Source organism: Streptomyces sp. NPDC002817, from assembly GCF_053592055.1.
Genome location: NZ_JBSFUY010000051.1, coordinates 1 through 23,958 on the forward strand (window position 1 = coordinate 1; position 23,958 = coordinate 23,958).

22 protein-coding genes, 1 tRNA gene and 2 pseudogenes are annotated in these 23,958 nt (G+C 69.0%); 13 read left to right on the forward strand and 12 right to left on the reverse strand.

The window, feature by feature from the left end:
* Positions 1 to 823 precede the first annotated feature (823 nt).
* Positions 824 to 1,291, reverse strand: a complete 468-nt coding sequence (locus ACWD3I_RS45725) for a GatB/YqeY domain-containing protein (RefSeq protein WP_365406528.1) — start codon at positions 1,289 to 1,291, stop codon at positions 824 to 826.
* Positions 1,292 to 1,401: 110 nt separating this feature from the next.
* On the opposite strand from ACWD3I_RS45725, the gene ACWD3I_RS45730 reads away from it, so the two are divergent.
* From ACWD3I_RS45730 to ACWD3I_RS45745, 4 genes are all read left to right on the forward strand, one after another.
* A complete protein-coding gene (locus ACWD3I_RS45730; protein WP_365406530.1) occupies positions 1,402 to 2,328 on the forward strand; it encodes a metallophosphoesterase in 927 nt (308 codons plus the stop codon).
* A gap of 197 nt (positions 2,329 to 2,525) precedes the next feature.
* On the forward strand, positions 2,526 to 3,323 hold the full coding sequence (locus tag ACWD3I_RS45735; RefSeq protein ID WP_365406533.1) for a Pr6Pr family membrane protein: 798 nt from the start codon (positions 2,526 to 2,528) through the stop codon (positions 3,321 to 3,323).
* A 42-nt stretch (positions 3,324 to 3,365) separates the two neighbouring features.
* A tRNA-Pro gene (locus ACWD3I_RS45740) sits at positions 3,366 to 3,439 on the forward strand.
* Between the two features lie 377 nt (positions 3,440 to 3,816).
* Positions 3,817 to 5,319, forward strand: coding sequence for a PE-PGRS family protein (locus ACWD3I_RS45745; RefSeq protein ID WP_365406615.1), 1,503 nt, complete (start codon positions 3,817 to 3,819; stop codon positions 5,317 to 5,319).
* Here the strand turns inward: ACWD3I_RS45745 and ACWD3I_RS45750 are convergent.
* The 4 genes from ACWD3I_RS45750 to ACWD3I_RS45765 form a co-directional block, all read right to left on the reverse strand.
* Positions 5,249 to 6,091: a PE-PGRS family protein gene (locus ACWD3I_RS45750; RefSeq protein WP_365406536.1), complete on the reverse strand. Its 843-nt coding sequence runs from the start codon at positions 6,089 to 6,091 to the stop codon at positions 5,249 to 5,251. The two genes, ACWD3I_RS45745 and ACWD3I_RS45750, sit on opposite strands and share 71 nt — an antisense overlap.
* 152 nt (positions 6,092 to 6,243) lie before the next feature.
* Positions 6,244 to 7,779 (reverse strand): LacI family DNA-binding transcriptional regulator, encoded by a 1,536-nt coding sequence (locus ACWD3I_RS45755; RefSeq protein ID WP_365406539.1) that lies wholly within the window; start codon positions 7,777 to 7,779, stop codon positions 6,244 to 6,246.
* 48 nt (positions 7,780 to 7,827) lie between these two features.
* Positions 7,828 to 8,184 (reverse strand): helix-turn-helix domain-containing protein, encoded by a 357-nt coding sequence (locus ACWD3I_RS45760; RefSeq protein WP_365406617.1) that lies wholly within the window; start codon positions 8,182 to 8,184, stop codon positions 7,828 to 7,830.
* 98 nt (positions 8,185 to 8,282) lie between these two features.
* Positions 8,283 to 8,540 (reverse strand): helix-turn-helix domain-containing protein, encoded by a 258-nt coding sequence (locus ACWD3I_RS45765; RefSeq protein WP_365406542.1) that lies wholly within the window; start codon positions 8,538 to 8,540, stop codon positions 8,283 to 8,285.
* Positions 8,541 to 9,024: 484 nt separating this feature from the next.
* Between ACWD3I_RS45765 and ACWD3I_RS45770 the strand changes: the two genes are divergently transcribed.
* From ACWD3I_RS45770 to ACWD3I_RS45790, 5 genes and pseudogenes are all read left to right on the forward strand, one after another.
* Positions 9,025 to 9,945, forward strand: coding sequence for a hypothetical protein (locus ACWD3I_RS45770; protein ID WP_365406545.1), 921 nt, complete (start codon positions 9,025 to 9,027; stop codon positions 9,943 to 9,945).
* On the forward strand, positions 9,942 to 10,637 hold the full coding sequence (locus tag ACWD3I_RS45775; protein WP_365406620.1) for an ATP-binding protein: 696 nt from the start codon (positions 9,942 to 9,944) through the stop codon (positions 10,635 to 10,637). Before ACWD3I_RS45770 ends, ACWD3I_RS45775 begins: the two co-directional genes overlap by 4 nt.
* 81 nt (positions 10,638 to 10,718) lie before the next feature.
* Positions 10,719 to 12,050, forward strand: a complete 1,332-nt coding sequence (locus ACWD3I_RS45780; RefSeq protein WP_365406548.1) for a hypothetical protein — start codon at positions 10,719 to 10,721, stop codon at positions 12,048 to 12,050.
* Between the two features lie 29 nt (positions 12,051 to 12,079).
* Positions 12,080 to 12,685 carry a plasmid mobilization protein gene (locus ACWD3I_RS45785; protein WP_365406551.1) on the forward strand — a complete coding sequence of 202 codons (606 nt, stop codon included), beginning with the start codon at positions 12,080 to 12,082 and terminating at the stop codon, positions 12,683 to 12,685.
* 4 nt (positions 12,686 to 12,689) lie between these two features.
* A pseudogene (locus ACWD3I_RS45790) lies at positions 12,690 to 14,030 on the forward strand (mobilization protein); the annotation flags it as partial.
* A 9-nt stretch (positions 14,031 to 14,039) separates the two neighbouring features.
* Here the strand turns inward: ACWD3I_RS45790 and ACWD3I_RS45795 are convergent.
* A complete protein-coding gene (locus ACWD3I_RS45795; protein WP_365406554.1) occupies positions 14,040 to 15,173 on the reverse strand; it encodes an IS630 family transposase in 1,134 nt (377 codons plus the stop codon).
* Positions 15,174 to 15,264: 91 nt separating this feature from the next.
* Here ACWD3I_RS45795 and ACWD3I_RS45800 point away from each other — a divergent pair.
* A pseudogene (locus ACWD3I_RS45800) lies at positions 15,265 to 15,582 on the forward strand (mobilization protein); the annotation flags it as partial.
* A 103-nt stretch (positions 15,583 to 15,685) separates the two neighbouring features.
* Positions 15,686 to 16,078, forward strand: a complete 393-nt coding sequence (locus tag ACWD3I_RS45805) for a hypothetical protein (RefSeq protein ID WP_365406557.1) — start codon at positions 15,686 to 15,688, stop codon at positions 16,076 to 16,078.
* Positions 16,079 to 16,226: 148 nt separating this feature from the next.
* Here ACWD3I_RS45805 and ACWD3I_RS45810 read toward each other — a convergent pair whose 3' ends face one another.
* The 3 genes from ACWD3I_RS45810 to ACWD3I_RS45820 form a co-directional block, all read right to left on the reverse strand.
* Positions 16,227 to 16,769 carry a hypothetical protein gene (locus ACWD3I_RS45810; protein ID WP_365406560.1) on the reverse strand — a complete coding sequence of 181 codons (543 nt, stop codon included), beginning with the start codon at positions 16,767 to 16,769 and terminating at the stop codon, positions 16,227 to 16,229.
* Positions 16,770 to 17,021: 252 nt separating this feature from the next.
* Positions 17,022 to 17,480: a hypothetical protein gene (locus tag ACWD3I_RS45815; RefSeq protein ID WP_365406563.1), complete on the reverse strand. Its 459-nt coding sequence runs from the start codon at positions 17,478 to 17,480 to the stop codon at positions 17,022 to 17,024.
* A gap of 105 nt (positions 17,481 to 17,585) precedes the next feature.
* Entirely contained in the window at positions 17,586 to 18,272 is a 687-nt protein-coding gene (locus ACWD3I_RS45820) for a DUF317 domain-containing protein (RefSeq protein ID WP_365406566.1), read from the reverse strand.
* A gap of 615 nt (positions 18,273 to 18,887) precedes the next feature.
* On the opposite strand from ACWD3I_RS45820, the gene aspS reads away from it, so the two are divergent.
* Together aspS and ACWD3I_RS45830 are read left to right on the forward strand one after the other, a co-directional pair.
* Positions 18,888 to 20,198, forward strand: coding sequence for an aspartate--tRNA(Asn) ligase (gene aspS, locus ACWD3I_RS45825; RefSeq protein WP_365406568.1), 1,311 nt, complete (start codon positions 18,888 to 18,890; stop codon positions 20,196 to 20,198).
* A 292-nt stretch (positions 20,199 to 20,490) separates the two neighbouring features.
* Entirely contained in the window at positions 20,491 to 21,348 is an 858-nt protein-coding gene (locus ACWD3I_RS45830; protein WP_365406571.1) for a hypothetical protein, read from the forward strand.
* Here ACWD3I_RS45830 and ACWD3I_RS45835 read toward each other — a convergent pair.
* The 3 genes from ACWD3I_RS45835 to ACWD3I_RS45845 form a co-directional block, all read right to left on the reverse strand.
* On the reverse strand, positions 21,336 to 22,193 hold the full coding sequence (locus ACWD3I_RS45835) for an aldo/keto reductase (RefSeq protein ID WP_365406574.1): 858 nt from the start codon (positions 22,191 to 22,193) through the stop codon (positions 21,336 to 21,338). The two genes, ACWD3I_RS45830 and ACWD3I_RS45835, sit on opposite strands and share 13 nt — an antisense overlap.
* Positions 22,127 to 23,323 carry a JmjC domain-containing protein gene (locus tag ACWD3I_RS45840; RefSeq protein ID WP_365406577.1) on the reverse strand — a complete coding sequence of 399 codons (1,197 nt, stop codon included), beginning with the start codon at positions 23,321 to 23,323 and terminating at the stop codon, positions 22,127 to 22,129. The genes ACWD3I_RS45835 and ACWD3I_RS45840 overlap by 67 nt, the downstream gene beginning before the upstream one ends.
* A 382-nt stretch (positions 23,324 to 23,705) precedes the next feature.
* Positions 23,706 to 23,846 (reverse strand): hypothetical protein, encoded by a 141-nt coding sequence (locus ACWD3I_RS45845; protein WP_365406580.1) that lies wholly within the window; start codon positions 23,844 to 23,846, stop codon positions 23,706 to 23,708.
* Positions 23,847 to 23,958 lie beyond the last annotated feature (112 nt).

The window sequence follows — 23,958 nt, forward strand, 5'->3', positions numbered from 1 at the left end:
TGGTCCGCCTCGAACCCCGGCTCGACCAGCGACGCCAGCGTCTTCCAGGCGTAACCGCTCTTCTCCGTCGCGGTCAGCAGATGGAAGCCCTGGGCGTCACCGGTGGTCGTCCACGCGATGTCGGACGACGACTTGTAGTCCTCGCCGAGTACGTCGACACGCTCACCCGCGGGCACCGAATCCGGGCCGGGCTCGGCCGACTTGACAGTTGCCTCGGTCCCGGCGCCGGGTGAGGCATCCTCCTCCGCCCAGGCCGTGGCCTGGAGCAGACCCGCCAGAATTCCGCCGGCGGCTATGAGAGCCAGCGGAGCTCGTGCTCGTCCGAGTCCTTGCCTTGGTCCTTGTCTGGGTCCTTGTCTGAGTCCTTGTCTGGGGCTCAACCACTCGTCCTTCCTGCTCTCCTGATACGCGTGCCGGGACGGCACGCATCGTCCGGCCCACGGGTGCGCGTAGCGGTGGGGCCGGAAGTTGGGGGGGGAGGGGCGTATGCGGCGGAAGGGTGGGGACGGCGTCGTAGGACGTCTTCGTGTGGCACGTCGTAGGACGTCTTCGCGTGGCTCGTCGTACGGCGTTCCCGTGTGGGCGTTCTCGGAGACGAGTGCGTTGGCCGTGTCAGGAGCGCCAGGTGAAATCCCGCTGCTGAAGGCCTTGTTACTGCGTTATTCGATCAGAGAGGACAGCGATCTCTCAACGAACGCACACGAATTGACGTCATTACGCCAGGTTCGACGAGAAGGGTGAGCGGACACACAGAAAGCCCCGCTTTTCTCCCTGGAGGGAGGAAAGCGGGGCTTTTCGCGCTCTGAGTTTGTCGGCCCTGTTCTCAGCCGGCCAGCAGCTTCTTCACCACGGCGGCGACACGGCCGCCCTCGGCGAGGCCGGCGACCTTCGGGTTCACGATCTTCATGACGGCACCCATGGCCCGCGGGCCCTCCGCGCCGGCGGCCTTGGCCTCCTCGACGGCCTGGGCGACGATGTCGTTCAGCTCGTCGTCGGACAGCTGCTTGGGCAGGTACTCGGCGAGCACCCCACCTTCCGCCTTCTCCCGCTCGGCGCTCTCGGCCCGACCACCCTGCGCGAAGGCGTCCGCGGCCTCCCGGCGCTTCTTCGCCTCCTTGGTGATCACCTTGAGGACCTCGTCGTCGGAGAGCTCGCGCTTCTCCTTGCCCGCAACCTCCTCCTTGGTGATCGCGGCGAGGGTCATGCGCAGCGTCGAGGAGCGGAGCTCGTCGCGCTCCTTGATCGCGGCGGTGAGGTCTTCCTGGAGCTTCGACTTGAGCGTGGTGGTCATGTGACTGATTCTCGCAGGTGTGCGAGGCCGGACGCCCGTCGATTTCGGAGGGCCGGCTTCAAGGGACGGCGGGCGACGGGGTACTTGCCGGGTCTGACACGATGGGACCCATGCGCGCGCGATACGGAGTACCTCTGTCGATCGCGGCGGCTGGCGCCGCCGGTCTGGTGTACGCGGCGGGCTTCGAAGCCCGCTCCTTCCGCCTCCGACGGGTCACCGTCCCCGTCCTCCCTGCCGGAATGCGTCCCCTGCGCATGCTCCAGGTCTCCGACATCCACATGGTCGGCGGTCAGCACAAGAAGCAGCGCTGGCTGCGTTCACTGGCGGGCCTGCGCCCCGACTTCGTGATCAACACGGGGGACAACCTGTCGGACCCGGAGGGCGTGCCGGAGGTCCTGGACGCGCTGGGCCCGCTGATGGAGTTCCCGGGGGCGTATGTCTTCGGCTCCAACGACTACTACGGCCCCAGGCCCCGCAACCCCGCCCGCTATCTGCTGGAGAAGACGAGCGGCCGCCACGGTCTGAACGGCAACCCGCCCGCCGTCGGCGTCGTCCACAACCCGTGGGAGGACCTGCGGGACGGTTTCGACACCGCGGGCTGGCTCAACCTGACCAACACCCGCGGCACCCTGAAGGTCGAGGGCGTGTCGATCGAGTTGACCGGCCTGGACGACCCGCACATCAAGCGCGACCGGTACGCGGAGGTGGCCGGCGGCCCGTCGTCCTCCGTGGACTTCTCGATGGGCGTGGTCCACGCGCCGTATCTGCGCGTCCTCGACGCCTACGCCGCCGACGACTATCCGCTGATCCTCGCCGGCCACACGCACGGCGGGCAGCTGTGCATCCCCTTCTACGGGGCGCTGGTCACCAACTGCGACCTGGACACGGAACGGGTGAAGGGTCTGTCGACGCACACGGCCGAGGGCAGGACGTCGTATCTGCACGTCTCGGCGGGCTGCGGGACGAACCGCTACACGCCGGTACGGTTCGCGTGCCCGCCGGAGGCGACGCTGCTGACGTTGGTGGCGCGGGGGTAGCTTGCGCGTGGGTGCGTGGGTGCGTGGGTGCGTGGGTGCGTGGGTGCGTGGGTGCGTAGGTGCGGGTGCACGGGCCGGGCGCAGGTCCGCGGGCACGGGTGCCGGGCACGGGTGCCGGGCACGGGTGCCGGGCCGTGGGGTAACCCGCACGGCCCGCCCGTATCGCCCCTTTTGTCGGGGGTGCTTAGCGTGAGGGCATGACCGCCCCGATACCCAGGGACATCCCGGATCTTCCCGCGATCCCGGGCATGCCCGCGCTGCTGCCCTCTCCCGTCCCCGCCACGGCGGTGGTGGCCCCCGTACGCCGCCCCCTGGCCGCCGCGTACCGCCTGCTGGTCGCTCTCGCGGCCGCGGCGGCCGTGACGATCGATCTGCTCCTCGGCAGCCCCACCCGTGTGCTGAGCTACTTCTCGGTCCAGAGCGCGATCCTGCTGGCGCTGGTGACCGTGCTGTCGGCGAAGCGCGCGTGGAGCGCCCGCCGCCCGCTGCCGGCCGCCCTGACGGGCGCGACACTCCTCTACGTCCTGATCGCGGGCTCGGTGTACCACCTGCTCCTGGCGGACGCGACGACCCCGTTCTCGATGACGGGCGAGACGACTCCCCCGACCGGCTGGCAGGCCCTGGCGAACCACGTCCTCCACACGGGGCTGCCGATCGCGGCGGTCGTGGACTGGCTGTTCCTGACCGCACCCGGCCGCTTCCACCTCCGCCGGGCGGCGACCTGGCTCCTCTTCCCCCTGGCCTATCTGGCCTTCTCCTTCACCCGGGGCGAACTGCTCCTCCCCGGCACCCCGGCCCGTTACCTCTACTCCTTCCTCGACGTCGACCTCCACGGCTACAAGAGCGTCCTCGGCAACGCCCTCCTCCTCGGCCTCTCCTTCTACGCCCTCGCCATCCTCCTCGTAGCCCTCGACCACGCCCGCCCGAACCCCCTCCGCCACCGCGCCCACCACCGCGCGAAAACCGGATTTCGTCTCCAGCCACCAGTGGGCTAAAGTAAACGTCGTCGCCGCGACAAGCAGGACAAGCAGCGACATCGGGGTGTAGCGCAGCTTGGCAGCGCGCTTCGTTCGGGACGAAGAGGTCGTGGGTTCAAATCCCGCCACCCCGACAGCTGTAACACCAGGTCAGGCCCGGTGCTGAGAGATCAGCACCGGGCCTGATTTGCGTTTCGACCCTGTCTTGGGAGCCATTTGGGAGCCAACTGGGTGTGATCTTCCGGATCCGGCTCCCAGGTTGGCTCCCGAGGAGTGGCGTTCCGCCTCCTCCTAGCGCGATGTACGCCTCGCGCCCCGAGTGAGGCATTGCACGGCTTGTGCCGAGGAGACCTGAGACGGTACGACGATCGCCATGCACCCTTGGTCTCCGTTAAATGACCGGCAGCTCGCACTCCTGACCCGCATCGGGGGCGGAACCGACCCCGTCACTTCTGACAGCCCCGAGCTCGCCGTCACGGCTCGCGCGCTCAGGGACCGGGGCTTGGTGACCATGCCCCGGAAGAAGGGGAGGTGGCAGGCGGAGATCACTGACGCGGGTCGCTTCTACCTGGAGCACGGTCATCACCCCGACCGCCCGGAACTGGCTCCACGCAAGCCTCGCACGGCGGCGTCTGAAGCCGAGACGCCGGTTGCCGCTGGACCTCAGCAGAATGCCGATTGTCCGACGGAGACGAAGCCCGTATCGAAGCGTGCCATGAAACCTCCGCGCCCGTCGCCAGCGGCTGTCGGGCCGGCGCTCATCGCGCAGGTGCAGAAGGCCGGACGATTCCTTCGGATCCCGGACCCCAGTGCCGAGGAACGGGCTCGCTATCGCAGGGCGTTCGACGCGGCGCGGCAGTGCGCTCCGGAGGGGTATCACCTCAAGTACAGCGGGCGGGCGAAGGGCGACTTCTTCCTCGGCCTGCTCCGCGTGACTGGTGAGGACGACACTGAGTGGAACCGCATCCGCCTGGCGCGGAGCCGCGTGATCACCGACGTCGAGGACGTGCTCGCCGCCGTCACGGCGGACCACAGCGCTTTCGAGATCTCCGAGGAGATCCTGCCGAGAGTCCTCGCGCTGCTCCGGCTGCTCGCCGCGCAGGCTCTCGCGCGGTACGGCGAGATCGCGGTGTCCAAGAAGCGCAAACAGCCGAGGCCGCTGCTCACCGTCCACGGCAGGACGTACGAGATCGGCTTCCGTGAGCGGCAGAAGCAGGTCCGGTACGTCCCCAAGCAGCCGGGCCGGCGCACGTACGACTGGCAGCGGGTCACGCCGGCCCACAAGTTCGAGCCGTCGGGCGAACTGGAGCTGCTGGTCAGCGAGAACTCGGGTTACGGCTACAGCTACGGCTGGAAGAAGGAATGGGCCGACACGGCCAAGAAGCCGTTGGAGGAGCAGATCGCCTCAATCTTCCGGGCGTTGAAGGCACGCGCGGAGGAGCAGGAACGGGCCCGGCTGGAACGAGACGCGGAGCAGCGGCGTCTGCGAGAGGAGCGGGAGCGCCAGGAGGCCGAGCGCCGACGGCTGGCGGCGGAGCGAGAGGAGCGCGAGCGGCGGGAGTGGGAAGCTGCGGTAAGTACGGCTTCGGCCAGGGCAGCTCACGCGGTACGGGCCGAGCTCTTCGGCACGGCCCTTGAGCAGTGGCGGGCCGCGGGTGAGATCCGGGAGTTCTGTGCCGCGCTGGATGAAGTCGCCGCCGCGTCGGAAGATGCCCCCGAAGCTGAGAGGCTGCGTGAGTGGTCGGCTTGGGGGAATGCGGAGGCCGATCAGCTCGACCCCACCACGAACGGCCAGGGCCTGGCCGCTCGCGACTTCCACGCGAAGCCGACGAAGAGGCAGCTGCGACCGTTCCTCGACGGGTGGCACCCGGACCGGCCGGAGAAGGAGAAGCCTCCGGCTCAGCCAACGCCTCCCAAGCCGGAGCCGGACCCATGGCGCGGCGTCATCGACGCACATCAGGATCAAGGGTGGCGATATGGACGCCCAGGTCGCGCTCAATGGTGGAGGCGATGACGCCATGACCTCGGTCGCGTAGGGCCTTGACCGCCTTCTCCACGAGTTCCCCGAGCCTGATGACCTCGGCGCGGAGTGCGACCAACTCGTCGTAGCGGTCGGCTTTGTCTTCGCCGCACCAGGCCCGGACGGTTCGCAGGACAGCTACCTCCGCGTCCAGCTTCCGGTCGTCCCTCCGGCTGTAGGAGTACCAGGAGGACTGGGCGCGCTCCTGCTCGATGCCCTGCTGCTTGCGGTCCACCTCCGGAAGGATCTCGTCGGCGAGGCGGCCGGCGACCTGGCGGGCGACGCGCTCGGTGACCGGCCACCCGGCCAGGCACATGCCGTGGCGGTTCTCGTAGACCATGGCGTCGCCGCGGAGTTCAGCTGCGTCCATGCCGGTGAGCGGTGCCGTCTCGTCGAGACGGCTCAGCTCCAGGACCCCGGCGTCGGCCACCGTTCGGCGCAGACGGAGCCTGTTCTTCGGACGGACGAAGCCGAGGATCATGCGGGCGGCCTCGAAATCCGTGCTGCCCCGGACGTGACGAGAGGACTCGGCCAGCGCCAGCTCCGCCGCGTCGTCCGCGCGGAACGTATCAACATCCGCCCACGGTGCTACAAGAGAGCCGGAACTGACCCACTCCTGCAGACCAGCAGCATCGCCTTCGAGGAACCGCACGTGGACCCAGCCAGACCTGCCGGAGCTGCCCACACGTACGACCTCCACCTGGCGGACCTCGCTACCCAGATCCTTCGGCCTCGCGCGGTACGCCCAGTGCTCGCCAATCTCCATGTGCCTATTGAGCCAGGTCTGTTGGCCCTCCCACCGGGCGTTTGCCATAACCTCCCGAGCGAGGTGACCTCCACGAGGTTGACGCTGCCTCCGCAAGGTGTCGCCGGAGACGGCTGTGCCTCTGTCGGTGACCGCAGGAGGCACAACAGCATTTACCGCAAGGACTCCTCAGGCTTACGTGATTCCCTGAGAGCACGTAGGAGATCGCCGAGTACGCGCACTGGTGAGGTAGGGCTCATCGCCAGGCGGGTGTCGAGTGCTGTCTCCCACTGCTCTGTCAGTCCGAGCATGAGGCGCTCGCGCATGCCGGGGGTGACATGGGCGTAGCGCGCCGAGACGGAGCCGTCGATGTGGCCCATGCGGTCGTCCATGAGGACCTTCTCGGTGCCGAGATCCTCCATCGCGGTTCGGTGGGTGTGGCGGAGGCCGTGGGGTGTGAGGCCCTTGGCGATCGGGAGCCAGCAGACGTCGGCCCGGTCGCTGGCTCCGCGTCCTCGGGCCGGAACTCCGGGCCATGGTTCGCCAAGCAGTGGTACGGGCCGGGTTTCCTGGGGTGCCTTCTTCGGGTACCAGCCGGAGACCGCCGGGGTGAACAGCCAGGTCGCGAAGCCGTTTCGGCGCCAATGAGCTGCGTTCTGAGCCACCGCGCCGCCCCGCATGAACCCAAGGTCCGCGATGGCCTGCTCCACCCTCATCCGCTTGGCTTCGGTGACGCGGTCGGGGTGGTTGAGGACATTGGACACGGTGCCCGTGGAGACTTCGGCACGGCGTGCGACGTCGACGAGCTTCGCACCGTGGTGGCCGCCGGTGCGGGCGGTGCCCTGCCCCCGGAAGACGTAGGTCTTGCCGTGACACGGGCAGGGTTTCGGCTTCGTGCGGGCGACGTGGTTGGCGACCAGGGCCGAGAGCCACTCCATCGCGTCGAGGGTGCGGTAGCTGTCGTCCTTGGGCGGGCAGCGCACGAGCTCGCCGGTGTCGAGTTCGTACAGCTGCCATTCGACGCGGACGGAGCCGGGGCGGGCGAACTCCGTTTCCAAGCCGACGATTTCGCCCCAACGCATCCCGGTGTAGCCCTTGAGGACGACGGCAACGAACTCGTCGTCGCGGCCGGAGAGCAGGGCGGCGCGCTCGGCGGTCAGCAGGATGCCGAGTGGGTCGGTGACGACCTTCTCCGGGCCACGGTCGCGGGAGCGGCCGGCGCGCTTGCCGCGTCCGCGCCGTCTGGCGGCCGGGTTCGAGGTGATCAGGCCCTCGTCGATCGCGTCCTCGAAGATCAGGTGGAGCGTCGAGCGCCAGGTCTTGACGCTGGAGGCGGCGTAGACGGCCTTCTCCTTCTTCTCCCACAGGTCGACGTCCGTGCGCAGGATGCCGGCGAGCGCCTTGTCCTCGAAGTCGGGGAGCAGGTGCTCCTCGATGTGGCGCTTGTAGTTCTGCATGGTCGAGGCGGCCAGGTCCTGGGCCTCGTACCAGCGGTTCGCGTACTCGCCGAAGGTTTCCTGGCCGAGTGCTGGGTCGCGCCAGTCACCGCGCCGGTACTTGTTCTCGGCCTCGCTCGCGGCGCGCTGAGCCTCGCCCTTGGTGGCGAACCGGATCGCCTTGCCGTTGTCGTCGGCCACCGTGAGGTGTTTGCCGGGCGCGGTCTTGTACCGGCCGCGCCAGTAGTTTCCGCGCTTCTCCGCGAAACCCAACTTCCGTCTTCCTCCCCTGCTCTCGGATTGTGACTGGGCGCGGGCGCGCTACGCGACGGTCTCGTACTGGGTACGGCGCGGCGGTCGAGCCCGTAGACGCCCCGGCGTCGAGGCCGTAGTCGGCCCAGTAGGCCGGGCGGCACGAGTTCGTGCCGCGGGAGGATTTGTCGCTGCACGAATCGCCGACACGCTGCTGTCGGCTCGCTTCGGGCGCTCTTCGTGGAGGCGGACGATCTCGGCGAGGTGCGCGGCGGTGAAGCGGTAGGCGCGGCCGACGCGGGTGTGCGGGATGAGTCCGCGTCGGGCCCGGTCCTTGACCCACCAGGCGGAACAGCCGAGGGCTTCGGCGATTTCTTCGGGACGGTAGAGACGGGGCAAGGGGGCACCACCCTCGGTGACGGGCAGGCGTCGTACGAAGGCAGGGGGTATGTCGGAGTGGTGCAAGAAGGGCGGGTCCTTACTGGGCGGGAGCGTGCTCTGTCAGCGGCGCTGGGCTGGCCTCGTCACGTGGCGGTCGGCCTCTGCAGCAGGACGAGAGGCGAGACGAGGAGGACTTCGGCGATCGCGACGAGGTCGTCGGCATCACATCGGCGTTGGGCGCGTTCGATGCGGGACAGCATGGTGTTGGACATCGGGTGGCCGAGGGCGGTCACGCGGCCAGCCAACTGGCGTTGTGACAGGCCGCGTTCGGTCCGGAGGATTTCGATGGTGCGAGCCGCCCGTATTCCAGCGGGTCCGACTTCCAGTGAGCGTGGGGGCATGGCTCCAATTGAAAGGTGCATTCGCCGGTTTGGGTAACCGGCGATCGTGGTCTATGTTGCGCTCGCGTCGTTCGCCGGGATGCGGTTCCCTGGGGTCGGGAAGGGACACGGAACAGCACATCGATCATGGCGTTGACGTGCGGTGTTGTGTTGTAGCTTCCCCGTCTGCGGCTCGTCAACGGCTTGCTGATGTGATGCTTCTGGCTCTGCAGTCCGGGCAACTATTTGGTCAACCGCCGATCGTGCCTTACGGTTTTGCTCCCGCCTGCCACCCAGCCCCCTTTCTCGCGGCCTTTCTGCCGTGAGAGATTGCGCCGGATAGGGCTGGACTTGCGCGACTGGGGTGTGGCTATGTTGACGACACCCCCGGAAACGCAATCGCTTCTCTGCGCGCGTCCGCGCCAACACCCCCTCGAATCCCGCCCCGACCGACGGTGAGCCGTGATGTCCACGCACAGGCCACCGAGTGAGGACCGCCCCGCACTTGGCACGAATCCGCACCATCAAGCCCGAAGCCTTCGTCTCCGAATCCCTGGCCGCCGTCTCCTTGACCGCCGAGCGCACCTTCCTCGGCCTGCTCACCCAGGCCGACGACCAGGGCCGCCACCGCGACCACGCCGCGATCATCGCCGGGCAGTTGTGGGTCCTACGCCCGGAGCACACCCCCTCCGACGTCGAGACGGACCTCGGCCAGCTCGCCGACGCAGGACTGATCTGCCGCTACAAGGGCGCCGATCACAAGCGGTACCTGCACATCGTGACCTGGCACCAGCATCAGAAGATCAACCGGCCCAGCAAGAGCCGCCTCCCCGCCTGCCCGATTCATGACGCTTCGGGCGCTGCCGCGCCTGCCGCGGGAGCCGGTGTCACGGAGTCCTCACTGCCGCCTCACGCAGTCCTCCCTGAGGGCTCCGACGAGGTACGTGAGTCCGCACTGAATCCGGGGCGCTATAGCGAAGCCACAGGTCAGGAGCGCTTCACGGAGCCCTCCGTGAGGGATCAGGGAGCGCTCGGTGAGGCAGCAGTGACCTCTCACCGTCCGGATCTAGGACCTAGGACCATGGATCTAGGAGATATCCCTTCGGGGGGCGCAAGCGCCCACGCGCCCGACACCATCTCGGCCAAGCAGCTCCTTGCCGAGTACATCGCCGCGTGCAACCACCGCCCGCCGGACGCCTTCCTGAACCATCTCGGCAAACAGGTGCGCACGCTGCTCGACGAGGGCATCGCTCCCGCCCACCTCCGGACTGCCCTCGAACGCCACCGGGTCAAGGGCCTGTCCCCGGGCGTCCTGCCGAGCCTGGTCCACGAGGTCATGAACGCCGCCTCCCCCGCCACGCCCGCCGCCCACCGGGCGTGGACGAATCCCACCGACGTCGTCGCCGCCTACGGAGATGAGCTCTGACCGCCACCCTCACCCGCGCGCCCCAGCCCGTCGGCGCGATCACCGACCGGCTCAACACGATCCTCGCCAACCGCGGCATCGACCCCGCCGCTGCCGCCCACGAGCCGGCGCCCGAGACCGTCACCGCCCTGGAACTCGCCGACGCCCGCATCCCCGCCCGCTACCGCCGCGCCCTGGCCGACCACCCCCAGATCACCGCCTGGGCCGACCAGATCGCCCGCGCCGGACGCCCCGGCCCGACCGGACCCGGCATCGCCGAGGGCCCGTCGCTGCTGATCGCCGGCCCCACCGGCACCGGCAAGACCCACCAGGCGTACGGCGCCGTCCGCGCACTCCTCACCCGAGGTGTCCGCCTGCGCTGGGAAGCCACCACCTCCGCCGACCTCCACGCGCGGCTCCGCCCCCGCGCCGGCCACGACGGCGAACGGGAACTGCAGACGCTGGCCCGCTGCCCCCTGCTGCTCCTGGACGACCTCGGCGCGGCCAAGACCAGCGAATGGACCGAGGAGCTCACCTACCGGCTCATCAACCACCGGTACGAGCACATGCTCCCCACCCTCATCACCACCAACCTCCCCACCGCCGACCTCCGCACAGCGCTCGGCGACCGCGTCGCCTCCCGCCTCGCAGAGATGACCGAACGCGTCATCCTCACCGGCCCCGACCGACGCCGCACCGCACCCGCCGCCTGAACGCCGCGCGCCCCCTCACCGCCCCGCCCGTCCGCGCTTCCGCATGCCCTCGAACGCGCGGACCCCTTGGAGAGCCTCTGCATGACACCTGGCACCACCACACTCATCAACGCCAACGGCATCGGCATGCTCGCCTTGCCGCACTGGCTCCCTGCGCCTGCGGCTATCGCGGCCCTGCTCGTCGTCGCGCTGTCCGCCGTATGGTCCCTGCAGCGGTGCCTACGGAAGCCGAGCGCTGGAAAGCGTCGTAGCACCGCGGCGATCCCGGTCGCCGCCATCGCCGCGATCGGCTGCACCGCCTACAGCGCGGACACCAGCTGGCGCTTCGCCGCCGACTACCTCGACATGGGCAGCACCATCGAGCGCGCCGCGATGTTCGCCGCCGCTGAACTCGCCTTGTTCGCCAGCGCACTCATGGCCCGGCAGAACCTCAACGGCCCGAAGCAGGCGCCCGGCGCGCCCGGCACCCTCACCTGGGTAATCACCGGCGTGCAGATCCTGCCTGCCTACGCCGAGTCCGGCCTGGTCGGCGGAACCGTGCGTGCCGTCGTCGGCCCGGTTCTGGCGGCCGTGCTCTGGCACCTGGCCATGGGTATCGAACTGCGCCACCGCAGCCCGCACGCAGACTCCCGCAGCCTGACCGCCGTCATCGCCCGACAGGCACGCGAACGGCTGCTGGCCCGCCTGGGAATCGCCGACCGGGACGCGGATGCCGCCCGGATCATCCGCGACCGCGCCCTCGACCGGGCCGTCACCCTGATCCTCCGAGCAGACATCATGCCGCCCGACAAGCGCACGAAGTGGCGAGGCCGGCGCCTCACCCGCCGCCTACACCAGGCTCTGGAGCAGGCCGATGTCGACCGCGACAAACGCCAGGACGAGCTGCTGCTACGCAAGCTCGCCACCCGCCAACAGGTCACTGCCCTGGCCTCCAAGCCATTGCCCGCGCGGTGGCCCGAACCCGCCACGCGTACGAGGGGCGGCTCCGCGACTGCCCACCCGCGGGCCACGGCAAGAGAGCGGGCAGAAACTTCGGGCCGCCCGCCCCCCAAGGTCGCGGGCGATGATGCCGCCGACGGGGCAGCCCGTCCCCAGCCCGAAAACCGCCCGCAACAGCCCGCCCGCACCACGGTCGGCCCGGAACGAAAGCCGGGCGAGGAACCGCCGAGCCACGACCAATGGACGGCCTCGCGGGTGGAGTCGAAGCGCCCGGGCCCCAAGCCACGCGCGACACGAGACCTCCTCAACGAGTACGCCCGTGACCTCTACCGCGAGCACGGACGTCTCTCCCGTGACCTGCTGGAGGAAGCCGTGCGCACGGACGGCTACAGCGTGGCCAGCGATACCGCCGGCGAGGTGGTCCGCACCGTCAAGGCCGAGCTGCCGACGGCGCCCGTCGGCCACCCACGCTGAGCCCCCCAACACCCAAGGAAAACCACTCAATGCACGACTCGCACAACGAACTCCCCACTCCCCAGGAGGGGATGATCACCGGCCTCGACAGCGCAGCAAGTTGTCGGATAAGGAGTCCTTATCCGGCCCCCGCCCTGGAGGGGGCGGAGGCGTCCGGCGCCGAGGCGGCACCGGAGTCGGCCGGCCCAGGGGGGCCAACCGGGACAGGGGGAGCCGAGTCGTCGTCCAGCATGCCGCCGCAGCAGTCTGCCCCGCGTCGCCGTCTGCGTGACAAGCAGCTGCGCGAGCGCCGCGTCCACCCTCGCTACAACGACGACGAGTTCGCCCTAATCGTGAATGCCGCTGCCCTGAGCGGCATGGCCCTGGGCGGCTACGTGGCCGAGTGCTCGCTCGCCGCCGCCCGCACCGACGACCCCACCGCAGCGGTCGCCGACTACCGCGCCATGGTCAAGGCGCTGATGGCCGCCAACGGACGGCTCGGCATGATCGGCAACAACCTCAACCAGCTCACATGGCACCTCAACAAGGACGGTGCCTGGCCCCACCCCGACGTCGTCCAACGGCTCCTGGCACGCGTCGAGGCATCCATCACCGAGCTGGACACCGCCATCGCCCAGGTCACTGAAGGGCGGTGAGCGGGTGATACCCAAGATCATCCTGAGTGCGGGCCCGTATGCCACGCGCCGCACGATCGGCTACCTCTTCGGCAAGGGCCGGGCCAACGAACACATCGACCCCCACCTGGTGGCCTCCTGGAACGGCTTCGCCCCCGACCCCGGCCGCAGCCCCCACCGCGATCCGAAGGACGCGATGGCCCAGCTCGTCGCACAACTCGACCAGCCCGTGAAGATGCTGGGGGACAAGGCACCCAAGGACACCGTGTGGCACTGCCCCGTCCGTGCCGCCCCCGAGGACCCGATCCTCACCGACGCCCAGTGGGCCGACATCGCCCGCCGCATCGTAGCCGCCGCCGGCATCGCCCCCGACGGGGACGAGCACGCCTGCCGCTGGGTGGCCGTCCGCCACGCCGACGACCACATCCACATCGCCGCCACCCTCGTACGCCAGGACGGCCGCCGTCCCGAGCGCGGCTACGACCAGCGCGCCGTCCAGCGCGAGGCCCGAAAGATCGAAATCGACTACGGGCTCAGGCAGTTGAAGCAGGGAGACGGCACCGGTGCCAAGCGCCCCACCAGCAAGGAACACTTCAAAGCCAGGCGCCTGGGCCAGGACGCCGCCACCCGCGACGTGCTGCGTCTGCGGGTTCGCCGAGCGGTCGCCGCCGCGGCCGACGAGGCCGAGTTCTTCGCTCTGCTGCAGGCGACGGACGTGATCGTGCGCCTCAAGCTCGGCCCCTCCGGCGACGCGCTGGGCTGCAACTTCGCCCTGCCCGCAGACACGAACGACAAGGGTGAGCCGGTGTTCTACGCGGGCTCCACCCTCTCCCCCGACCTGTCCCTGCCCAAGATCCGCAAGAGCCTCGCCACCACCGGCCCCGAACCGGCTACTGCCCGGCCGGGCAACCCGTGGCACCAGGCCACCGCCGCCGCCAAACGCATCCCCCACCACCTCGCCCACGACGACGCCCACGCCGCCCAGGGCCAGCTCGTTGCCCTGGGCGCGACGCTGGACCTGCTGCCGGCCACCGCTCCGGCCACGCTGAGGGCCGAACTCGAACGCGCCGCAGCCGCCTTCGAGCGAGCCACCCGCTCCCGTATCACCGCCGATATCGCCAGCACCCGCGCCCTGCGCCGCAGCGTCCAGGCGATCTGGCGCGACCACCCGCAGGAGGGTGACGGCACGGGGCTGGCGATGCTCCTCGACGCCGCCCTCACCGCCGTGGCGTTCGCCGTGCACTGGCACCGCACCCACCAGCACGCCCAACAGGAAGCCGCCGCCGCACAGGCACTCGTCCACCTACAGATCGCCTACGGGCAGGTCGCCGAGCCGGTCCTGGCGGGCCTCGCCCAACGCACCCCTAGTGCCGCATCAGGCAACGTTCGCCTTGTTCACGACACTGCGCAGGTGTTCGTCGGCGGCGTGCTTGTTCCGCCAGATGATGTAGCGGCGGATCATGCTGCCCTGCTCCTTGTGGCTGGCGTGATCGGTGCCGTCGAGAGCGAAGTAGCGCAAGGCGGTGAACTGGGCCTCGATCCGGTTCAGCCAAGAGCTGTTGGTCGGCGTGTAGGCGATCTCCACGTTGTTCGCCGCCGCCCATGTCCCCACCCGCTGACACCGCTTCGTGGTCAGGTGCGGTGAGTAGTTGTCGCAGACGATCGCGATGCGCTTCTCGTCTGGGTGCAGTGAGCGCAGGTAGCGGCAGAACTCCAGGAACTTCGACCTGTTCTTGGTCTTCTTGACGTGCCCGTAGAGCTGGTCCTTGGCGAGGTCGTAGGCGGCGAACAGGTGCCGGACCCCGTGCGGGCGTGTGTAGGTCGCCCGGCGTCGGGGCCTCGGATCGCGGTCGGGGTCCTTGTGTCTGCCGCCGCGTTCGGCCCATTGCCGACCGGGGTGGGGCTGCAGGTTGAGCGGCCCGAACTCGTCCATGCAGAAGACGACTTCGGGCTCGCCCTTCTCGGCTATGACCTCGCCGTCGGCGATCGCATAGAGATGCTCGACGCGGGCCTTCTTGGCCGCGTAGTCCGGGTCGCGGGAGGTCTTCCAGGTCTTCACGCGTTGAAACGAGACGCCCTCCTCGCGGAGCAGGACCCGAAGGCCCTCGTGGCTGATGTCGTCGACCACCCCCTCGGCGACCAGGAAGTCGGCCAGCTTGGCCAGACTCCAGGTCGAGAACGGCAGGCCGTGCTCGGCCGGCTTCGACTTGGCCATCTTCTTGATCTCCCGCCGTTCCGGGAGAGTGAAGGTCTTCGGCCGGCCACCCTTGTACTTCGGGTACAGCGAGCCGAAGCCGTCCGCGTTGAAGTTGTGGATCACATCCCGGACCCGGTCCGCACTGGTGAAGGTCACCTCGGCGATCTTCGCCACGGGCATGGCCTGCGCCGATAACAGCACCATCTGAGCCCGCCGCCAGGTCACCACCGAACCAGTGCCTCTGCAGATGATCCGCAGCAACCGACTGCCCTCGTCGCCATCAATCTCCCGGACCCGCACGCGTTCAGCCACGTGATCATTCTCGCTGTCCGAGGCCCGTCGACGCAGCAACTGGGCGACACATCACGACAGGGCGAACGTTGCTTGATGCGGCACTAGCGACCAGACCAAGCGCCGCTTCGCCCATCACCTCCAGGAGACGGTCCCGGAGCACGCCGAGCGCATCCTCAACGACGCCTCCTGGGACGCGCTCGCCACCGTGCTCGCCCAGGCGGAAGCCGCCGGGCACAACGCGGCCACCGTCCTGGACCAGGCACTTGGACAGCGCACGCTCGACGACGCCCACAGCCCGGCCCGCGCGCTGACCTGGCGCATACGCCGCCTCGGCGAGCGTCACGCCCCCAGCCCCCGCGCCCAGGCAGCAGCCCGCCCCACAGTCGGCGTGCCGCTTCAGCAGCGGCCTCCTGCGCGGCGGCGCTGACCCGCAGGCGCGCGGACTGTAGCCGACGATTCCCGGTTACCGAAACCGGGGATCGTCCGGAGCATTTGTGCCCCAACCCCGACCTCCGGAAGGAACCCCCTCCATGGCCCAGACCGACATCCGCCCCCGCGTCGTCATCCTCCTCGCCGACGTAGACCCCTCCCGCCGCGACGGACCCGGTCGCCTGTACCGCCGCGACGGCCGCCCCCTCACCGGCGCCGAGCACGACCTGTTCGCCACCAGCACCTCGGACGAGATCGCCATGGCCGTCGCGCACAGGCTGCCCGACGAAGCCAGCTGGATGAGCGAAGGCGATCTGGTGGCGAAGTCCCTCGTCAGCCTGTACATGAAGTACGCGTACCAGCTGCCCGACGACTCCCTGGACAGCGTCTACGACCTCATGACCGACGAGGACTACGCGGAGTTCGAGCGTCTGACCGACCTCCAAAACGCCCTGTACGCACGCGAAGAGCACGCCGAACTCGAAGAAGACTGACCGACCACACACCAGCGGGCGGCGATTCAGGACCACGCCCACCAGCCAGCGCCCTCAGCACCACGCACCCATCAACGTGAACCCCAGCCCCACACACGCCGCAGGCCCGACCGGAAACACCGGCCGGGCCTGCGGCATCCACACGAACTCACGTGGTCACACGGGCTTTCGCCACCGCCCTCTCCACATGGGCATCAACCAGCGCGGCCGAACCCGAGACCACCGCAACGACCATCCCCACACGAACAGCCGTCTGCTTGACTACGCGGCTGCGCCCGTCAGCGGTGAAGGTGAGCAACTGGCCCCAGCGCTCGTCCCCCAGCCTGGGCACGGACACGCTCCGAGTCGTGACCGTGACGGCCGCGCTGCCGACGAGGACCTGGTAGCTGGAGCAGGACGTCATCGCCTCGAAGATCCGGCCCACCCCGCTGGAGAGCTCGGCCGCGGTACCGCTGTACAACTCCTCAGAGACCTCCGAACCGGTGCCGCTCGCGTAGGTGAAGGAGACCTTCGCCCGGCGCGGGAAGCCGAGGCTGCCGCCAGCCGCAGCGTCGCCGCCGAGGTCATCCAGCGCGGGACAGCCGGTCACGGTGACGTCATCGTGCCGACCGGGCTGTTCCGCCTTGCGGGCGTAGCCCTCGCCCAGGTCGCCCTCGTCGAGAAGCCGCTTGGCCAGCGCGGCTGAGGACAACGGCCCAGCAGCCGGGGCGTTCCTGCCCTCCTGGTGTCCCGATACGGAGGCGGAAGACGTCGGGTCCGTGGCGCGGGTGTTGCCGCTGGAGCAGGCCGTCAGGACCAGGACGGACGCAGCTCCCAGGCAGAGCGCGGTCGTGGTGGGAAAACGGATGTGGAACCCCCATGTTGGTGCGGAGCGAACGGTCTGACCAAGCCGGCTCTCCGGGGCCGGCGATGTGGAGGGGAAGGGAAGGGGGGTTCGTGGGAGTCAGTGGCCGAGGTGGCGCAGCCCGTCCTCAAGGGCGGGGTGCCAGTGGTCGGCCGGACCGGAGTGGCGGTTGTACCAGGCCGCGTCCAGCTCCGGCTCCCTCGCCGTATGGCCGGCACGGCAGCGCAGCCACACCGAGTCGTCGCGCAGGCAGAGGACAACCCAGTTCCGGTACGCGCCGCACGTGTGACACTCGCGTACCTCGCCGCCGATGACGAGCGGCTGGTCCCAGCGCATCATGAACCCGGCGACGTCCTGTCGGGACGGCGCCCGAAGTTCCGGCGGCAGGAAGTCGGAGTCCGGCCCAGCCTCCCCGGTGTCCTGGACGGCAGCGGCGACAGGGCCGGGCGCATCGGGCCAGGGCATTTCGGTGTGCATCTGCAGCAACGCCTGGCCCGCACGCTGAGCGTCACGGAACGCATGGTCGGCGCGAGCACGGCGCCGGAATATTCGGAACATACGGGTCTCCTTCATTGTCATCCGGCGAGTCCGGGAAACAGCCCTCTCAGGGACATCGGCGCTCGGCGAGAAGCCGCACGCCAGCCACCCGCGGGGCGTGGGTCGTCAGCTGCGGCGGACGACCATGAGCCGGCCCTCGGCGTCCTTGGGCAAGGTGCGGCGGGACACCACGGCTGGCGAGGCCAGCGAGGAGGCGAAGGCGGCGACCAGATCATGGGGGACACCGGCGCTGAAACTGGCGCACCACAGATACGGGGCGCCGAGAACGGGTTCCGTCCACGCCTGCCAGCCCATCAAGCCGGGGCGCGGATCGGCGTCCTGGACGAGCGGCGGCTGCAGCCCCAGGGAGAAGGTGGCGGAGAACCCGGGGTCCATGGCGGTGGTGTGGGGACTGTCCAGGTCACGGACCCAACCCTGGGCGCCAAGCGAGTTCAGGACCGTCTCGGGCCCCTCGTAGCCGATGTCGGGCGCCTCGCGGGTGTCGACCGAAACGAGGAGGTCGGCGAGTGCCTCATACGGGATACCGGCGGTGAAGTACGCGTTCCACGATGTCATCACGGAGTCGGCGTCCGGGCGGGCGCTCAGTTGCCAGGCCACGGGCAGCCCGCCCAGTTCGAACGGGTAGCCCGCGAGGACCCACTCGGCACCGCACAGCCCGTCCGGGCTCACGTACAACAGGGTGTCGCTGGAGGTGGGCCACATGCGCCAGCCGAGACCGGTCAGGGCGGACCCGATCTGCTCGGCGAGTACGCCGTCGTCACCAGCCAGGTGCCGAGGGGTGACCCAGTACAACGGCTCCTGCGAGTCGGGGCGGAGGGGGTCGCTGGGGTGGTGCGGGTACAGGGGCGCCTCCGTGGGTTCGGGGGTGGGTGTTCTGGCGGGGGTGTGTACGTTGACATGGCTTGCGGCCGGGCACCAGTTATTTCCGGAGATTTCCTGTCTGCCAATGGCGAACTGGAAAGAAGGCGGACAAATTTGCCCTCGCGCGTAGGGGCCTACCCCCCTCGTTGTGCCTGAGTACGGAAGGGGCAGACGGCATGACGACGAGCGAGTAAACCGCGTTCCTCCATGCGCCTCTGGCTGCACGCCCGTCTTTTTGATTGCTGCTGTCACTGCCCGCTCCGTATCCTGCTGGGCAACGCGTTGACGGAGACGAGTAACCACAGATCACGCGAGCAGAGAGAGCCGCCGGAAGCTGGGAAGGCGGTCTCGCGTCCTGTGGTGAAGACCCTCCTGAGCGCGGGGAGGAACGACCCCGTCTGGTGGTCTAATGCCCCGCCGCCCGGCCCCCGTTACTGGGCCTGAACGAGGTCGCCACCATGTGGCGGCGAAAGTGCGGTGGTACCGCGAGTTGCCCTTCTCGCCCGCACTCCCAAGGGATCATGACGACGTCCTTCGGAGGACCGAATGATCCACAGCCGCGTACCCGTCTCCGACCTGCGAGAACACGTTGGCCGTACCGTTTCCGTCTGCGGATGGGTGAACGCGCTCCGCCTGCAGCGCAAGATGCAGTTCGTCATCGTGCGCGACCACACCGGCATGGTGCAGGTGACCCACAAGCGCGACAACGGGCCGCTGGAGGCCCAACTCGAAGCTCTCACCCCCGAGTCCGCAGTCAGGATCACAGGGCGCGTCGTCGACGCAGCCCAGGTCAAGCTTGGCGGCCTCGAAATCGTCCCCGAGGCGGTCGAGGTTCTGAACCCGGCCGCGACACCGCTGCCCATCGACGAGCACACCGGGCTGGAGCAGCGGATGGACTGGCGTTTCCTGGACGTGCGCCGCCGTCCTGCCACTCAGTTGTTGTTCGCCGTGCAGACCACCCTGGAGCTGGGTATGCGCGAGTACGCCTACGCGCAGGGCGCCACCGAGATGCATACCCCCAAGCTCATGGGCACCGCCTCGGAGTCCGGCGCGGAGGTCTTCGAGGTCGGCTACTTCGGCCGTAGCGCCTACCTGGCGCAGTCGCCGCAGTTCTACAAGCAGATGGCGATCGCGGCTGGCATCGACAAGGTCTTCGAGATTGGGCCGGTCTTCCGCGCGGAGCCGTCGTTCACCTCGCGGCACGCCACCGAGTTCACGGGCGTCGATGTGGAGTTGGCGTGGATCGGCGGCGTCGAGGACGTGATGGCGTTCGAGGAGCAGATGCTCGCCCACGCGATCGCCAAGGTCGCCGACGCACACGGCGAAGCGATCGCCGAGCACTTCGGCGTCGAGGTCACCGTGCCCACGACACCCTTCCCCCGCGTCACCATGGCCGACGCGCAGGAGATCCTGCGGAAGGGTGGCTGGGACCTGGCAGGGGTGAAGGAAGACCTGGACCCGGAAGGCGAGCGGAGCATCTCGGCCCACATAAAGGAGGCCACCGGGCACGAGTTCGTGTTCATCACGCACTACCCGGTCGGCATCCGACCCTTCTACCACATGCGGTCGGCCGATGACCCGAGCGTGACCCTGAGCTTCGACCTGCTCTGGAAGGGCCTGGAGGTCACCACCGGCGCGCAGCGCGAGCACCGGTACGACGTGCTGCTGAAGCAGGCCGCCGAGAAGGGCATGAGCCCTGAGCCGATGCAGGAATATTTGAACGCATTCCGGTACGGATGCCCGCCCCACGGCGGCCTCGGCATGGGGCTCGGGCGAGTGCTGATGGTGCTGTTCGGTCTGGACTCCATCCGCCAAGCCAGCTTCCTGTTCCGCGGGCCGAACCGGCTCACCCCGTAGCCAGCCGCACGGACAATCTGGGCTTGAGCAGTTTCCAGCACCTTCTCCCAACAGGACCCGTCCGCCCCGCCCCCTGCCTTCGGGTGGTGGGCTCGGGCGCACTGATCAGGGCGCCCGTCTCGCACAGCCGCTCCAAGCTCAGGCCGTACACGGGATGGGCGACCTGGGCAGAGTTCAGAAACGGCAGGACGGTGGTGGGGACCCTACAGTCGGGTTCTGGAGTGGCTGGCGGTTACCGCCCGCACCTCGGCAAACGGGCGCCTCTCATCGCACCACTGCTACGGTCGCGTCCATGACGCTCTCGGTCTCCACGGGTCAGGCTGTCGACCTACGTGTACAGCCGGTTGACGAGGTTCTTGATCGCGTCGAGCGGTCTCTCCAAGTGGGGCTGCTCCCGGAGACGATGGTGCGCAAGCGCCGATCCGTGGGGGCCAGAACCGACCGCGACACCTGGGTACGGATCGAGCGGCGCCTGTTCGACAAGATCTCCGACCAGGGGTGGAACGGGACTGAGAGTGCCGCTCGTCTGGAGGGCATCGCCCAGCCCGAATGGCACGGGTGTGTGGTCTGGCGGGCCGCTGACGGGCCGGTGATGTGGCGAGCCGACGAAACCGAGCTTCTGCGAGGGGCGCCTGTCGGAAGCGCCATCGTGAGTGAAGCCCCGGAGCTGTCAGATGACTGGTGGGGGGCGCTGAACGCGTCGTTGGACGCGCTGGCAGCCCAGAACACGAACCGGGTCGCCACACCGGACACCGACACGATCACCCAGGCCCTCGTCACCGAGTCCGTCCGCGGTGTTTTCTCCGGCGATCTCGATACGACCATCGAGCGGTGGGTGCCGGCCCACGCGGACCTGAACTGGGCCAACGTGACCGCTCCGGCGTTCAGTCTCTTCGACTGGGAGGACTGGGGTAACGCGCCGCTGGGGCTGGACTCGGCGTCGCTGTGGGCGAGTTCCCTTGCTGTCCCGGCTCTGGCCGATCGCGTATGGCACGAGCGCCGGTCCGACTTCGAGAGCCGGGACGGCAAGGTGATGACGCTGTTTGCCTGCTCGAAGATTCTCGGGCCGTACGCGCACCCGGAAGACCCTCGGCTCGAACCCGCTCGGCGCGTGGCCGAACAGGTCATCAAGGAGCTTCAGACCGGCTGATCGCGTGAGCGGTCTCGCAGGAGACTCCGGTACTCCTGGACCGTTCGTTCCTCGACCTCGCCGACCAGGGCGCCGACGAGTTCGCCCAGATGGGCAGGCTCATCAGTGCCCACAGCTACGGTATCGACCCGCGGCAGGTGATAGGCGGCTATGAACGCCGCCTGCACGGGCGCGAGTTGACGGCTGCCATCGAGGAAGACGCGGGGGTCGATCTTGGTCCACACCGGGTCGCTGGTGCTGCCGCCGAAGGGGCTCATGCCCCATACCTCGCTGGGGTCCAGGTCCCACGCCTTGATGAGGGCGTCCGCGGCGTCCAGCGTTCTGACTGCGACGAGTAGGCCGGCGCGGACCATGAGGGTCGCTGGCCTCGGAACGGTCGGGCCGATCAGTTCCACCAGGAATGAAGGATCCCAAGACGCGATGCCCCAGGCGGCGCACAGGCCCTTGCTCGTAGCGTCATCGAGGGCAGCGCATGCTTCTGTCAGCACCTCCTGGCCATGCGGGCCAGCCTCGCGGAGCGAGTGTTCCGGGTTGTGCAGGAACACCAGATCCGGCTCCTGCCCCAGCTCCCCAGCCGCCTGTTCCACGGCCGCGTGCAGCCGTACGGGGTCCAAGGAGTGCTCCGCCCCGGGCGGTCCCGGAAAGTAGCCCACTTTCGTGGAGACGGTGAACTTCGTCAGCAGGTCGCCGGCCGTCTGCGCCAGGACCTGGTGCGAACGGAAGCCGAGGTAGTTGGTGCTGGTGTCGAGTGCCGTGACGCCGAGGTCGAGCGCCCCGGTCAGGAGCCGGCGTTCGTGACGAGACCGGTGTAGCCCGAGAACAACTCGGGGGTCAGCACCGCGCACAGCTCCTCCTTCACCAGGATCTCGGCGACCTCGGTCACTTCGGCTCCGACGACGGCCGCGGCCTGTTCCAGCTCAACCGGCTTGCCGCTGAGCAGCAGACGCAGGGCGGGCAGTGCCTTGGCCGCGAGGGTGAGCTTCTTCCCCGAGGCCACGACGTTGATGGTCTCTCCGTACGCGTGAATCTGGGGCGGGAAATGGGTGGTGCACACCACGGCGTCGAGCGGCCCGAGTACGTCGAGGAACGGCACGTGCCGAGGCAGGGTCGTCGCCTGCTCGTACGCGTCGAGGAAGTCGGCCGGCGGACGCTCGCTGACCAGCTGGACGGCGGCCTCGGTCAGAGCGTCGGTGCCGGTTCCGTGCCGGCGGTCGAGGTCGTGGCGGAAGATCTCGTGCTCGCGGCACCAGTCGGCCAGCCACGCGAGCCAGCTCGCCCCCGTGCGCTTGGTGATGCCGAACGTGACGTGAAGGCTCTTGCCGGAGCCGCTGCCGGTCCGTGTCGCCTGGTGCCAGTGGCCCCGGGGGATGTGCATGACGTCGCCGGTCCGCATCAGACCGGACCAGATGATCTCGTCGCTCGGAGTGCTGTTGGGGTCGGCGTCCCGGTACATCGGGACCGCGCGGGAGGTCGCGCGGACCTCCCACTCCTTCTCACCCGCGAGCTGGACGATGACGACGTCGTGGTCGTCCCAGTGCAGGGGGAAGCCGGAGGCGTCGTTCGTCGTCAGGTACGCGTTGACCTGGACTCGCTCGCGGGACCACCACTGCAGGGCCCGGCAGGCGACCTCCATCGTCGGGTCGAAGACGTTGGCTTGGTCCATGATCACCGTTGCGCCTTCGCCCAGGAGCCTGCCCAGGCTGCGTATGTTGACCATGGAGATGCTCTGGCCGCGGGGGCTGACGCTGTCGGTGTAGTAGATGGCCGGGTGGACCTCCTCGCCCTTCTGGAAGCACCGGAACTGCGGGCGGTTCAGGCTCCTGCGCATCGCGACGTCGAGCAGGCGGTTCGGGGTCATGATGCGGGAGACGAGTGCGGGGTCGTCCATGCTCCCTCGTACGAAGTCCTTGCCGAGTTCCTCGGCTCCACTCCAGCCGAGTGCTCCCTCGATGGCGCTGATCAACCGGTGTTCCATCGTGCGTCCTCCATGGGTTCGACCACTGATGCGGACACAGTGAGGGCCGACCACGCCGGCCCTCACCGCTTGGTGCCTACTCGCTGTCGTGCAGGTTGCCGTCGCCACCCGGCCACGGAGCGTCGCCAGAACTACCCTGGTTGTCCGACCGGAGGCTGTCGTACCGGTCGTGGACGGCGGTCAGTTCTTGCACCGCCACCAGGAGGCCACTTCGGGCCGGAGGCGGTGTCGTGGGCTCTTCCACCTCGTACTCCTTCCTCTTCGGTTCTCCCGTCAGGGCTCCGACGGGAGGTCTATGGCCGCCCCACGGCCGTGGGATGCGGTGGGGCGGCAGTCATTGGCAGCTCGCTGAGCGGCAGTCCGGCGCCAGGGACAGGGCAGGTCAGCGGTGGTTCGGCAGGCCGCCGACGTCCTCGCGCATGTTGATCTCCAGAACGCGCTGGTCCAGCTCATACAGACAGGCACGGCAGGCGTAGAGGGCCGCGTGCATGCCGCTCGACCGGACGGGTCCGATCCACGTCACCTCGACGTCGTCACGTCCGCACCACAGCCAGCACTCGCCGCGCGCTTGCCACTCGTGGCGGTCCCATAGCGCGTAGTCAGTGGGCGCTCTGGTGACGGGGTCGATGTCTCGG